Source organism: Promicromonospora aerolata (genome assembly GCF_042682255.1).
Lineage (GTDB): Bacteria > Actinomycetota > Actinomycetes > Actinomycetales > Cellulomonadaceae > Promicromonospora > Promicromonospora aerolata.
Window position 1 is genome coordinate 1,341,370 of sequence record NZ_JBHUHF010000001.1, and the last position, 12,763, is coordinate 1,354,132.

A 12,763-nucleotide genomic window follows, 5' to 3' on the forward strand; every position below is an offset into this window, starting at 1 on the left:
GAACGGTCCCGACGAGGTCTGGATCGACCTCTACCCGCCGGGCTGACACCCCGCGACCCACGGGTGGTCCGCCGGTACCGTGAGGCCGGACGCACCGCCGAGCCCCCACCGAGCGACGGAGGCACATGCATTCCCATCTCCCTGGACCGGACCGCCGCACCCCCGTCAGCACCTACCGCCTCCAGCTCGGCCCCGACCTGACGTTCACGGACGCCGAGCAGGCCCTCCCCTACCTCGACGCCCTGGGCGTCACGGACCTCTACCTCTCCCCTGTCCTGCAGGCCGCACCGGGTTCCACGCACGGGTACGACGTCGTCGACCACACGCGGGTGAGCGACACGATCGGCGGCCGGGCGGGTCTCGAACGGCTCGCGGCCGCGGCGCACGCGCGCGGGATGGGCGTCGTGGTCGACGTCGTCCCGAACCACATGGCCGTCCCGACGCCGGCCTGGCACAACCGCGCCCTGTGGTCCGTGCTGAAGCACGGGCCGGAGTCGCCGTACGCGAACTGGTTCGACGTGGACCTCACCGAGGGCGAGGGCATGCTCATGCCGGTGCTGGGCGCGCGGATCGGCACGGTGCTCGCCGCGGGAGAGCTCGTCCTGGACCACGTCGTCGTGCCCGGCGACGGCGGCACCGACAGCCACACCCGGCAGCCCGTCCTGCGCTACTACGACCATCTCTTCCCCGTCCGGCCCGAGACCGAGGACCTGCCGCTGGCCGAGCTGGTGGGCCGCCAGCACTACCGGCTCGCGTACTGGCGCGTGGCCGACGAGGAGCTCAACTACCGCCGCTTCTTCGACGTCGGCACGCTCGCGGGCATCCGCGTGGAGGACGCGGAGGTCTTCGACGCCACGCACGCGCTGCTGCTCGACCTCTTCCACGCTGGCGTCATCGACGGGTTCCGCATCGACCACCCGGACGGCTTGGCCGACCCGCGCGGCTACCTGCGCCGGCTCCACGAGGCGACCGGCGGGGCGTGGGTGGCGGCCGAGAAGATCCTCGAGGAGGACGAGGCCCTGCCCAACGACTGGCCCGTCGCGGGAACCACCGGCTACGACACCGCGTGGCGGCTGCACGCGCTGCAGGTCGACGCCGACGGCGCGGCCCCACTCGCCGCCCTCATGCACGAGGTGACGGGCGAGCAGACCACCCTCGACGAGGTGGTCGAGCAGGCCAAGCGGCAGATCGTCGAGACGTCGCTGCACGCCGAGATCCACCTGCTGACCACGATGCTCGCCGACATCTGCCACGAGGACGTGCGGCTGCGCGACCACACGTTCCGGTCGCTGCAGGACTGCGTCGTCGAGCTCGTCGTCGCGTTCGGCCGGTACCGCGCGTACGTCGTGCCCGGGGAGGCGGCGCCGCCCGAGGCGGAGCGGGTCGTGCACGAGGCGGCCGACGTCGCCCGCTCGCGGCTGGACCCGGACCGGCACGACACGCTGGACCTCGTCGTCGACCTGGTGCTCGGGCGGGAGGCCGGCTCGGCGGGCCGCCAGGGCGAGGAGCGGCGCGCCGATCTCGTGGTCCGGTTCCCGCAGGTGTGCGGCGCCGTCATGGCCAAGGGCGTCGAGGACACCGCGTACTACCGCTGGACCCACCTGGTGAGCCTGTGCGAGGTGGGCGGGTCCCCGGACCGCTTCGGCGTCGGGCCCGACGAGCTCCACGAGCACGCCCGGCGCACGGCCGAGTCCTGGCCCGCGACCATGACCGCGGGCTCGACGCACGACACCAAGCGCGGCGAGGACGTGCGCTCCCGGATCGGGGCCGTCGCCGCGCACCCCGACGAGTGGGCCACGCTCGTGCGGCACCTGCGCGAGGCCACGGCCGGCCTGCGCCCCGCCGACCTCGACGGCCGCACCGAGAACCTGCTGTGGCAGACGCTCGCCGGCACCTGGACCGAGGCGGGACCGCTCGAGGCCGACCGTCTGGCCGCCTACCTGGTCAAGGCGTCGCGCGAGCAGAAGGCGTGGACCACCTGGACTGCACCCGACGAGACCCGCGAGAAGGGCCTGGTGCGCTACGCGACCGACCTGCTCGAACACCCCGACGTCGTCGCCGGGTTCATCCGCTGGGTCGATCTGGTGGCCCCCACCGTCCGACGCTCGGTGCTCGCGACCAAGCTGCTCCAGCTCACCGTGCCCGGAGTCGCCGACGTCTACCAGGGCACCGAGGTCACGGGCATCGCCCTGGTCGACCCCGACAACCGGCGGCCCGTCGACCTGGAGGCGCTCGCCACGACGCTCGCCGCGCTCGACACGGGCCGGACGCCGTCCGGCCTCGCCGAGGAGAAGCTGGCGGTGACGGCCGCGGCGCTCCGCGTCCGCCGGGAGCACCCCGGCGCGTTCGTCGGCGAGGACGCGGGCTACGAGCCGTTGCCCGTGACGACGGCCCGCGCCGTGGGCTTCGTCCGGTGCGACGCCGCAGGTCCGCGCGTCGCCGTCGTCGCGACCCGGCTCGGTGACACGCCGGGCCTGGCGGACGCGTCCGTCGTCCTGCCCGAACCGCTCCCGGACGAGGCCTGGCGGTCGGTGCTCACGGGCGCTTCCGCCGACGCCGGTGCCGCGCACCTCAGCGACCTCCTCGGCTCCTGGCCCGTCGCGCTGCTCGTGGCGGAGCCCACCGACCGGGCCGAGGCCGGCGGTCCCGCTGCACCGAGAGGCGGGACGACCGCATGACCCCACCTTTGCGCCTCTGGGCGCCGCACGCCGCCCGCGTCGACCTCGTGCTCCCGGCGACCGGCACCACGCAGCCCCTGACCGCCGACCCCGATGGCTGGTGGCGCACCGAACGCCGTCTCCCACCCGGCACCGACTACGCGTTCTCGCTCGACGGCGGCCCGCCACGCCCCGACCCGCGCAGCCCCTGGCAGCCCGCCGGCGTGCACGGCCCGTCCCGCACCTTCGACGCCGCCGCACACCCCTGGACCGACGCCGCCTGGCCCGGCCGCGGCGTGCTCGGCGCCGTCACCTACGAGCTGCACGTCGGCACGTTCACGCGAGAGGGCACGCTCGACGCCGCCGTCGAGCGTCTCGACCACCTCGTCGACCTGGGCATCGACGTCGTCGAGCTCATGCCGGTGGCCGCGTTCGGCGGACACCACGGCTGGGGCTACGACGGCGTCGCCCTCTGGGCGGTGCACGAGCCGTACGGCGGCCCGGCCGCGCTGCAGCGCTTCGTCGACGCCGCGCACGCCCGCGGGCTCGCCGTCTGCCTGGACGTCGTCGACAACCACCTGGGCCCGTCGGGCAACTACCTCGCCGAGTTCGGCCCCTACTTCACCGACCGGCACCACACGCCCTGGGGCGCGGCCGTGAATCTCGACGGCGACGGCGCCACCGAGGTACGCGCCTTCATCATCGAGAAGGCGCTGCGCTGGTTCCGCGACTTCCACATCGACGCCCTGCGCCTCGACGCCGTCCACGCGCTCGCTGACGACTCACCGCGGCACCTGCTCGCCGAGCTGTCCGACGCCGTCGCGGCGCTCGCCGCCGAGGTCGGGCGGCCGCTCTCGCTGGTCGCCGAGTCCGATGCCAACGACCCCCGCACCGTCACACCCACCGGGCAGGTGTTCCGGGGCCGCACCGGCTACGGCATGACGGCCCAGTGGGCCGATGACGTCCACCACGCCCTGCACGCCCTGCTCACCGGCGAGCGGCACGGCTACTACGTCGACTTCGGCGCACCCGAGACGCTCGCCAAGGCCCTCACCGAGGTCTTCGTGCACGACGGCGGCTGGTCCACCTTCCGCGACAGGCCCTGGGGGGCGCCGGTGCCGCCCGACCTGGACGGCCGCCGCTTCGTCGTCTGCTCCCAGAACCACGACCAGGTGGGCAACCGGGCGCTCGGCGACCGGCCGTCCCGCGTGCTGACGCCGGGTGGGCTCGCGGTCAGCGCAGCCGTCGTACTGCTCGGGCCCGGCACGCCCCTGCTGTTCATGGGCGAGGAGTGGGGCGCCACCACGCCGTTCCAGTACTTCTCCGACCACGAGGAACCGGAGCTCGCCCAGGCGGTCTCGCGCGGGCGCGCGCGAGAGTTCGGCGGGCACGGCTGGGCCGAGCTGTACGGGGCCGACGTCGAGGTACCCGACCCGCAGGCCCGCTCGACCTTCGACAGCTCTCGGCTGGACTGGGCGGAAGTCTCCTCCGACGGCGGACGCCGGATGCTCGCCCTGTACCGGGCGCTGATCCGGCTCCGACACACCGAGGCCGCGATCGCGTCCGGGGTCCGGCGGGCCGCGGTGGTCCGGGTCGAAGACGGGGTCATGGTGCTGACTCGGGGCGCTGTCGACGGCGGTGGCCGCATCGACGTCGTGCTGGCGCTGGAGGAGGGGCCCGTGTCGGTGGCGGTCTCGCACGACGATGAGGCGCCGGCGCTCGTGCTCGACTCCGGGGTGCTGCTCGGGGGCGACCCGGCGAAGGTGGAGAGCGGACCTGGCACGACCTCCGTGACGGTGGGCGGACCGGGGGTCGTGGTGCTGCGGGCAGGCGGCGCCGGCTGACCACGTTGCGTGGGTCTCCCGTCACCACGGCTCAGACCGGCCGAAGGTAATTTCATCGTCCTGGCGCCGTCGGATGAGTACCCTCGCAGCGTTGATGTCTTCGCTGGTCAGGGGTGGAATGCGGATGAGGCCGTCGGATTGGTCGCCGGTGGGGTTGGATGCGGATCCGACGCCGGGCGATCCGGTGCTGGTGCTGGCGGGTGGGCAGGAGTATCAGGAGGTTGCCCGCTCGATCGACAACGCCGCCTCCGCGATGAGTCGCCTGGATGTGGACGGGACGATCTCGCAGGCGGTGGACTCGTTGATGGCGGCGAAGGAAGACACCATCGGTGAGATCCGTAAGGCGCACTCGAGGTATGTCGCGGCGGGTGATGCGCTGGTCGGGTACGCGTCATCGTTGGAGCGGGTCCAGTCCGAGACGCTCACGGCGTTGGACCGGGCCCGGGAGGCGCAGGACGCGGCGCAGGCGGCTGCGGGGTCGAAGGACCGGTGGCAGGACCTGGCCGACGGCGCGACGGACGCGAGCGAGAAGGCCGAGTATCAGCAGAAGGCCCAGCAGGCCGGTGGGGATGCGGACCAGGCCGCCGGGGTGCTCTCCTCGGCACGCAGCACGGTGGAGTCGGCGGTCTCGGACCGGGACCGGGCCGCCGGGCATGCGATGGACCGGATCGAGGAGATCACCTCCTCGGATGATCTGAATGATGGGTGGTGGGACAACTGGGGTTCCAAGCTCGTCGCCGCGATCGCGGACATCGCCGACATGATCTCCACCATCGCGGGGATCCTCGCGATCATCGTCGCGTTCATCCCCGTCGTCGGCACCGCCCTGGCCGGGGTGCTCATCGTCATCGCCGCGGTCGCGGCGATCGTCAGTGCGGTCGCGAACATCACCCTGGCCGCCACCGGTGAACGGTCCTGGGCCGAGGCGGGTATCGCGATCGCGGGTGCGGCACTGTCCCTGATCGGGCTGGGTGCGGCGGCGAAGGCCGCGACCGGGATCGCCAAGGGCATCAGCAAGACGGCGGTCACGCAGGGCGTGCGGTCGGGGAAGAACTGCAAGCTCGGGTTCGGGGCCTGCTTCGTAGCCGGTACCCCCGTGCTGACCGCGGACGGCACCAAGCCGATCGAGGACATCGTGGTCGGCGACAAGGTCTGGACCCGCAACCTCGTCACGGGTCTGGACGAGCTGCAGCTGGTCGCCGAGACGTTCGTCCACCAGACCGTCGCCCTGCACCACCTGACCATCAGCGGTGCGACGGTCTCCACGACCGCGGAGCATCCGTTCATGGTCGAGGGCCGGGGCTGGCAGATGGCCGGCAACCTGCGCCCCGGTGACGTGCTGATCACCCCCGACGGCACCACCGTCCTGGAAGCGGTCGAGGTCGAGGAACGCGACCTCGCCGACATCGAGAACGTCTACAACTTCCACGTCGAGAACAACCTCAACTACTACGTCCACGCCGGCGACACCGCGGTGCTCGTCCACAACAACCACGGCGGCAAGGCCGTCAACTGGTCGTCCAAGAGCACTCCGACGTTTGGGCACACGTTCAGTAGGCACGGCGCCGGAAAGAAGATGACGGACAACCTGACTGGACGGGCCGCAACCGAAGGAAAGCCACAGGGACAGTGGGTCGACGACGACGTTGCGGCGGACTTGCTCCGCAAGGCCCACGATGACGGGGTCTGGTCCGAGGTGCCCCACCCGCCGAAGAAGGCGCAGACCCAGCAGGACGCCGTCAATATCGATATCCCGGAAGGGACAGGACACGTTATCCTTCCGGGCGGAGAGATCGTCCCCGCGACGAAGGCGGTCGTCGTACCGCGGTACAACGGAATGATCAAGGACGCCTACCCGATCCTGGAGACACCCTGATGGCCTTTCGTGTCGCGTACGACTCCGGTGCTCTCGAGAACACTGGCCGCTCGTTCGACCTGACCTATGACTACGAGAGCCTTGTCATCGAACTCTGCCAGGTCCTCGCAGAGGCTGAAGGCGCACGATTTACCCTGAGCGGTTTCGGCCGTGAACCCTGGCCGATGAGCGTCGACTACGACATGTCGGTGTTCCTGGAGCAGTTGCCGGACCTGCTTGAGAACCTTGAGTCAGGTGACCTCTTTAGGCTTGACATGTACTCCCAGGGCACCGAAGCCAAACTTGAGTTCTCGCCGAACGGCGACGATCTGACGATCACGTGCTCATCTCGAACCGCGTGGGTACCCGATCCGGCGACTGAGCGCATCGGCTACGGTCCCCTGCTCCAGATGCTCAGAAAGCTCGCGGCAGACTTCGCGCTCGGAGCACGAACGGTCGACCCAACCCTTGCTGCCATCGAGCCGTTCGATCAGTGGCTCACCTGGGCAGACACCGGAGCGGACCGAAAGCACTGACAGGTCCGGGGCCAATGCCAAGGCCAGCAACGCCAAGGGGAAGGTAGACGCCTCGATCTGGAGCCTGTGATTCCCTTCCTCGATGTGCTCCGGCAGCGTCACTCGAGGGTTCGCCGAGACTGCGCTCGGAGAGATCCAAATGTTCGCCGGCAGCCATCAGTGCCTCACCGATACGCGAGCGGTCCGGATGACTTACACCTTTGCGCGTGACCGATCCGAGTACGGCGCGTTCCTGACCCGCATGTGGCAGGTCATCGATCCCGGGACGCGGCTGCCCGCTGGGCCTTTCCGGTCGGAACTGGGGCAGGTTGATGTCTGCGAGTACAACGAGTTCTCCGACGACGACTTCGCCAAGGCACTCGAGGTGCTGGGCCGGGTACACGGTGACGAGAGCATCTCGCTGGTCGTCGTGGATCCCGACCCGGAGGAATACCACATCCGGGACCTCGGACATTTTCCCTGTTTCTCCGTTCCGACCGGCGACATCGGGAGCTCGTACTGGGAGGCGGTGTCCTACGAGCCGCAGGGCGACCCGGGTGGGGCGGTGCTGTACGCCGACACCTTCGCCATCTTCGGCGAATCGGGTAGCTGGGCGGTATGGGGGCAGCGGGACGGATTCGTCGCGCGGGTGAGTTAGCGCGCACCATCGGCACCGCCCCCGGGACAGGTCAAATTCACCCAGCAATCAACAGAAAGCCGGGTCCGGTTCACACGTGATCGCCAGAGTTGCGACCTGCCGGCCGTAGGGGTCGGCGACGCTACATCGAGGAGATCCCTGTGAATCCGGTGTCTGGATCACGCCCCCGCTCCCCACGTCCGGCGCGGCTGGGCGTCGGCGCACTGATCGTCACCCTCTCCGGCGCGCTGCTCGCACCGGTGGCCAGCAGTGCCGCACCCGCGAGCAGCACGGCCCCGGAGGCGTCGTCGGCCACGGAGGGCTGGGACGAGACCGCCTACCGCGGCGGCGTCGACGTCGTCGAGGGCACCGACGCGGACCGGAAGACCGTCACGGGAACGGTCTTCGTCGACCGGAACCGCAGCTCGGCGCAGGACCGGAACGAGCGCGGACTCGCCGACGTGACGGTGTCGAACGGTCGTGTGGTGACCACCACCGACAGCAAGGGCCGCTACGAGCTGCCGGTCGAGGACAACATGACCGTCTTCGTCACGCAGCCCCGTGGCTACCAGGTACCGGTCGACGACGACAACGTCGCCCAGTTCCACTACCACCACCTGCCTGCCGGCTCCCCGAAGCTGCGCTACGGCGGTCTGGAGCCCACCGGACCGGTGCCGGACGAGCTGAACTTCCCGCTCACGGCCAGCACGGAGACGCGCACACCCGAGCAGCACTGCGCGATCGGTGCCGACGTGCAGACCTACAACGCGAAGGAGGCCGAGTACGCCAGGGCAGGCGTCTTCGCCGACCTGGCCGAGCGGGACGACTACGCCGGCTGCGGCGCCCTCTTCATCGGCGACGTGGTGGGCGACAACCTGTCGCTGTTCGACGAGACCCGCGACCTGACGCGGACCCTCAACGGTCCGGCCCGGTTCCTCCCCGGCAACCACGACCTCGACTTCGACTCCCCGGCGCGGGACCACAACTTCGACACGTTCCGCGCCCAGCTCGGCCCGGAGTACTTCTCCTACGACGCCGGCAAGGCCCACGTCGTGGCACTGAGCACCATCGAGTACCCCGGCACGACGAGCCGGTACACCTACGGCCTCGGCGAGCGCCAGCTGGAGTGGCTGCGCAACGACATCGCGGCCGTGCCGGAGGACCGCGCCATCGTGCTGGCCGGGCACAGCCCGCTGCTGGAGTTCTGGTACAGCGACTCGCACCGCACCAAGCAGCTGCGGGAGATCTACGACATCCTCGAGGGTCGCGAGGTCATCTCGCTCGGTGGGCACACCCACATGTCGGAGAACCTGCGCGAGGGCGACCTGATGGCGGGGTGGAAGGACCTGCTGGGCGAGGACGGCCTCCCGTTCACGCACCTCACCGTCGGGGCGGTCTCGGGTCACTGGTACGCGGGCCGCCAGCTCGACGCCGGCTACCCCACCTCCGTGCAGCGGGACGGGACGCCTCCTGGCGTGCTGACCCTGGACATCAAGAACACGGAGATCACCGAGCGGTACACCGTCCGCGGTGATGACGGCGCTCACCAGCTGTCGCTCGGGCTCAACACGCCCCGGTACCGCGACTGGTTCACCGCGAACAGGAGCAACGTCGGTTCCGCGCCCGAGCTGGCCGAGCCGCTGTCCGTGTCCCGGGAGGAGCTCGCCGGGACCTGGCTGACCACGAACTTCTGGATGGGGTCGACCGGGTCGACCGTGCAGGTGCAGGTCGACGGCGGCAGCCCCGTCGAGGCGGAGCGCACCCAGCAGCTGCAGGGCGAGGGCGTGCGGATCGGCGCCGAGTGGTCCGACCCGACGGCCAACCTGGAGACGCTCCCCCACGGCGGCGGACTCGTGGAGCGGACCATGCACCTGTGGCGGCTGGAGCTGCCCGCCGACCTTGCTGTCGGCGAGCACACCGCCGAGGTGACCGCCACGGACGTGCACGGGCGGGAGTTCACCGAGTCGCTGACCTTCGAGGTCACCGAGTGACCGTCGCTTCCCGGTCGTAGCGCTTGGCAGCGCCGACGCCCCCTGGCCATCCGGGCCGGGGGGCGTCGTCGTTCAGGTGGCTCGTGATCCGCCGGCCACGCGGCCTTGGATGCCCCTTGACAGGCCGACGCCGACGGGGCAACATCACCACATGGTTATGAAACTAGATGGTTATGAGCACCGCGACCGCTGAGCGGCTCGACGCCACCTTCGCCGCCCTCGCTGACCCGACGCGCCGCGCCATCGTCGCCCGGCTCGCCGCGGGTGACGCGACGGTCACCGAGCTGGCCGCGCCGTTCGCCATCAGCCAGCCCGCCATCTCGAAGCACCTGAAGGTGCTCGAGCGAGCAGGCCTGGTCACCCGGACCCGGGAGGCGCAGCGCCGGCCGTGCCGCCTCGAAGCAGGGCCGCTGCGCGACGCCACCGCGTGGCTCGCGAACTACCGCGACTACTGGGACGAGAGCTATCGGCAGCTCGACGCGCTGCTCGCCGACCTCACGGCCGACGCGGCGGCCGACACCGGCCCCACGGCCACCGGGGACAGCACGGCCGACGGCAAGGCCACCACTCCCCCACCGGGTGGCGCGTCATGAGCACCGACCAGCGCCTGCAGGTCACCGCACCGGGCGACCGCGAGATCGTGATGTCGCGGCCGTTCGACGCGCCCGCCGGCCTCGTCTTCGACGCGCTGACCACACCGCACCTGCTGGCCCGCTGGTACGGCGCCCGGGGCTGGCGACTCGTCGACTGCACGGTCGACCTGCGCGTCGGCGGTCGCTGGCGGTTCGTCTCCCGCGGCACGGACGGCGCGGAGATGGCGCAGTCCGGCACATACCGCGAGGTCGAGCGAGCGTCGCGGCTCGTCTACACCGAGGTGTTCGACGACCAGTCCTATCCCGGCGAGACCCTGGTCGCACACAGCCTCACCGAGGCCGCCGGTACGACGACGCTGACGAGCCACCTGCTCTACCCGTCGCCGGAGGCGCGCGAGATCACGCTCCGGTACCCGATGACCCGAGGCGTCGGCCAGTCGTACGAGCGGCTCGACGCCGCACTCAGCGAGCTCACCCACTCCGGCGCCGACCAGCCCGGCGTCACCCACCCGCAGAAGGAGCAACCATGAAGTGGACACTCGAAGTCGTCGTCGTCCCGGTGTCCGACGTCGACCGCGCCAAGGAGTTCTACAGCGACAAGGTCGGCTTCCAGGTCGACCACGACACGAAGATCGGCGAGGGTCGGCGCATCGTCCAGCTGACGCCGCCCGGTTCGGGCTGCTCGATCGTGATCGGCGAAGGAGTAGTGCCGCCGATGCCGCCCGGCTCGCTCAAGGGTCTGCAGCTCGTCGTCAACGACGTCACGAAGGCTCAGGCTGAGCTGGCCGAACGCGGCGTCGAGGTGAGCGACGTCCAGGTTCTCGGCGAGAACCCGAACCCCACACCGGAGCCGCTCGACAACGTCGGGTTCTGCTACTTCAGCGATCCCGACGGCAACGCCTGGGCGGTCCAGCAGATCTCGGCGCGCCCCTGACCCGTGCCGGCCCTGCTCCACGCCGGCGTGGAGCAGGGCCGGCCCGACGTACGCACCGGCGCGACCGCCACAGGCGCCGCGACCGGCGTCGGCCGGGGGGACAGCCCTACTCGGCCGCGGCGGTGTGCACCATTCCGGGCCGAGCTGCCCGGAACCTACGTTCGAACCATGGAGATCAGAACGTCACGTCCGCTCCCGAGGCCGGCGCTCTACCTGGCCGGGGCGGCCCTCCTGACGCTGGTCTGCGTGCACGTCGCCCCCGGGTCGGGCGGCGTCCATCCGGTCCGCGACCTCATGTCCGAGTACCCCGTGCGCACCGTGGAGACCGGTGTGGCGTACACGCTGGCACTGCTGGGCGCGAACGTCGCCGTCGTCCTGCTGGGCGCGCACTGGGTGCGCGACGGGCTCCTGCGGTCCAGGCCCGCGGCGACGACGCTCCTCGCGCTGTGGTGCGTGAGTCTGCTCGGGCTGACCGTGTTCCTCAAGGACCCCGTCGGAAGCTCCGCCACCTGGTACGGCACCGTGCACCTGGTCTGCACGGTCGTGAACTTCGTGAGCCTCCCCGCACTCTGCGCGCTGCTGTGGTGGCGACACCGCGGCGATTCGCGCTGGCGGACGCACGCGACGACGGTCGGCGTCGTGGCCGGTCTCATCCTGGCCTGCGTGGTGCCGTTCGCGGTCGTCCTGCTGGCCCGCAGCGAATCAGGCGCACTCAGCGACGGTGCGCTCGGTCTGGTGGAGCGGTGCGTGGTGGTGCTCGACGTCGTGGCGATCGCGGCGCTGGCCCGGTGGTCCCGCGCCACACCGCCGGCCGGCGAGCGGCCCGCATCTCCTGGGAGCCCCCTCCTGACCTTGGTTCAGCAGGCTCCAGAGCACCGTAATGAGCCCAGTAACGGCCCCCTGAAGCCTGCTGAACCGGAGTCAGCTCCCGGGACCGCGTGAGCTCAGGCGAGCCGGAAGCGCACGAAGTCGACCACGTCGTCGTCGACGATGTCGGGGTAGTAGTAGCTCCGCAGGGCACCGCGCAGCTCGTCAGCCGTGCAGTCCTCGAGGGCGGCCTGCGCATCGGTGATGTCGGCGAACCGGACCTGCTCGACCGACTCGACGACGCCGGGCAGGGACCGGTACCGGTCGTCGAACTCGAACAGGAAGGTGGCCGGCCCCGGCGTGGCGGGGTCGTCGAAGCGGGTGGTGGCGGTCTTGACGCCGTCGACCACGTTCTCCCAGTGCCCCGGGGCGAACCGCAGCAGGCGCGGCGGGTCCGCGTCCGGGTGCTGGGACGGGTACGGAAGCAGCTCGCGGGCCGGGACGGAGGACGCACCCGCGCCGTCGGGCACGATGACGCGACAGTCCGGCTGCTGGTCGAGCAGCACCTGGCGGCACCTGCCGCACGGGGGCATGACGCCGCGGCCTTTGTCGCCCGCCGCGACGATCAGCGCGATGGGGCCGGCCCCTGCGGCCGCCGCCACCCCGAGCGTGACGAGCTCCGCGCAGGGACCGCCCGTGAAGTGGCCGACGTTCACGCCGGTGTAGATGTCACCGTGGATGTCCATGACGGCGGACGCGACCGTGTTCACGTAGCTGCCATCGGCCGGAAGACGGGAAGCGGTGTCCAGCGCCGCGTCGAGAAGGCGTTGCTCGGGAGCGATCAGCATGGCCCGACCTTGGCACGGCCGCCGCACCGAATCGAGGCTATTTCGCCCGGTCCGTCCTGAGCCCTTGACAGACATATGGTGT

Annotated in this window: 11 protein-coding genes; 10 read left to right on the forward strand and 1 reads right to left on the reverse strand. The window is 71.0% G+C overall.

Annotated elements, in window-relative coordinates:
- Positions 1-125: 125 nt before the first annotated feature.
- The 10 genes from treY to ACFSL2_RS06130 all read left to right on the forward strand — a co-directional run bounded on the left by treY (position 126) and on the right by ACFSL2_RS06130 (position 11,968).
- Positions 126-2,678, forward strand: coding sequence for a malto-oligosyltrehalose synthase (treY, locus tag ACFSL2_RS06085; RefSeq protein ID WP_377196992.1), 2,553 nt, complete (start codon positions 126-128; stop codon positions 2,676-2,678).
- Positions 2,675-4,501 (forward strand): malto-oligosyltrehalose trehalohydrolase, encoded by a 1,827-nt coding sequence (treZ, locus tag ACFSL2_RS06090; RefSeq protein WP_377196993.1) that lies wholly within the window; start codon positions 2,675-2,677, stop codon positions 4,499-4,501. The genes treY and treZ overlap by 4 nt, the downstream gene beginning before the upstream one ends.
- 124 nt (positions 4,502-4,625) lie before the next feature.
- Positions 4,626-6,377, forward strand: coding sequence for a polymorphic toxin-type HINT domain-containing protein (locus tag ACFSL2_RS06095; protein ID WP_377196994.1), 1,752 nt, complete (start codon positions 4,626-4,628; stop codon positions 6,375-6,377).
- The gene (locus ACFSL2_RS06100; RefSeq protein WP_377196995.1) at positions 6,377-6,892 is read left to right on the forward strand and encodes a hypothetical protein; all 516 of its coding nucleotides are present in this window, start codon (positions 6,377-6,379) and stop codon (positions 6,890-6,892) included. The genes ACFSL2_RS06095 and ACFSL2_RS06100 overlap by 1 nt, the downstream gene beginning before the upstream one ends.
- Positions 6,893-7,031: 139 nt before the next feature.
- Positions 7,032-7,529, forward strand: a complete 498-nt coding sequence (locus ACFSL2_RS06105; protein WP_377196996.1) for a hypothetical protein — start codon at positions 7,032-7,034, stop codon at positions 7,527-7,529.
- 140 nt (positions 7,530-7,669) lie between these two features.
- Positions 7,670-9,499 carry a calcineurin-like phosphoesterase C-terminal domain-containing protein gene (locus ACFSL2_RS06110; protein ID WP_377196997.1) on the forward strand — a complete coding sequence of 610 codons (1,830 nt, stop codon included), beginning with the start codon at positions 7,670-7,672 and terminating at the stop codon, positions 9,497-9,499.
- 167 nt (positions 9,500-9,666) lie between these two features.
- Positions 9,667-10,092, forward strand: coding sequence for an ArsR/SmtB family transcription factor (locus tag ACFSL2_RS06115; RefSeq protein ID WP_465264532.1), 426 nt, complete (start codon positions 9,667-9,669; stop codon positions 10,090-10,092).
- A complete protein-coding gene (locus tag ACFSL2_RS06120; RefSeq protein ID WP_377196999.1) occupies positions 10,089-10,622 on the forward strand; it encodes an SRPBCC family protein in 534 nt (177 codons plus the stop codon). The genes ACFSL2_RS06115 and ACFSL2_RS06120 overlap by 4 nt, the downstream gene beginning before the upstream one ends.
- Positions 10,619-11,026 carry a VOC family protein gene (locus tag ACFSL2_RS06125; RefSeq protein WP_377197000.1) on the forward strand — a complete coding sequence of 136 codons (408 nt, stop codon included), beginning with the start codon at positions 10,619-10,621 and terminating at the stop codon, positions 11,024-11,026. The genes ACFSL2_RS06120 and ACFSL2_RS06125 overlap by 4 nt, the downstream gene beginning before the upstream one ends.
- 168 nt (positions 11,027-11,194) lie before the next feature.
- A complete protein-coding gene (locus ACFSL2_RS06130) occupies positions 11,195-11,968 on the forward strand; it encodes a DUF998 domain-containing protein (RefSeq protein WP_377197001.1) in 774 nt (257 codons plus the stop codon).
- 2 nt (positions 11,969-11,970) lie between these two features.
- Here ACFSL2_RS06130 and ACFSL2_RS06135 read toward each other — a convergent pair whose 3' ends face one another.
- Positions 11,971-12,681: an ASCH domain-containing protein gene (locus tag ACFSL2_RS06135; RefSeq protein WP_377197002.1), complete on the reverse strand. Its 711-nt coding sequence runs from the start codon at positions 12,679-12,681 to the stop codon at positions 11,971-11,973.
- Positions 12,682-12,763 lie beyond the last annotated feature (82 nt).

Excerpts from the sequence above, each read along its gene's own strand:
- treY (WP_377196992.1), top strand. The coding sequence starts at position 126 with ATGCATTCCCATCTCCCTGGACCGGACCGCCGCACCCCCGTCAGCACC.
- treZ (WP_377196993.1), top strand. The coding sequence starts at position 2,675 with ATGACCCCACCTTTGCGCCTCTGGGCGCCGCACGCCGCCCGCGTCGAC.
- ACFSL2_RS06095 (WP_377196994.1), top strand. The coding sequence starts at position 4,626 with ATGAGGCCGTCGGATTGGTCGCCGGTGGGGTTGGATGCGGATCCGACG.
- ACFSL2_RS06100 (WP_377196995.1), top strand. The coding sequence starts at position 6,377 with ATGGCCTTTCGTGTCGCGTACGACTCCGGTGCTCTCGAGAACACTGGC.
- ACFSL2_RS06105 (WP_377196996.1), top strand. The coding sequence starts at position 7,032 with ATGTTCGCCGGCAGCCATCAGTGCCTCACCGATACGCGAGCGGTCCGG.
- ACFSL2_RS06115 (WP_465264532.1), top strand. The coding sequence starts at position 9,667 with ATGGTTATGAGCACCGCGACCGCTGAGCGGCTCGACGCCACCTTCGCC.
- ACFSL2_RS06120 (WP_377196999.1), top strand. The coding sequence starts at position 10,089 with ATGAGCACCGACCAGCGCCTGCAGGTCACCGCACCGGGCGACCGCGAG.
- ACFSL2_RS06125 (WP_377197000.1), top strand. The coding sequence starts at position 10,619 with ATGAAGTGGACACTCGAAGTCGTCGTCGTCCCGGTGTCCGACGTCGAC.
- ACFSL2_RS06130 (WP_377197001.1), top strand. The coding sequence starts at position 11,195 with ATGGAGATCAGAACGTCACGTCCGCTCCCGAGGCCGGCGCTCTACCTG.
- ACFSL2_RS06135 (WP_377197002.1), bottom strand. The coding sequence starts at position 12,681 with ATGCTGATCGCTCCCGAGCAACGCCTTCTCGACGCGGCGCTGGACACC.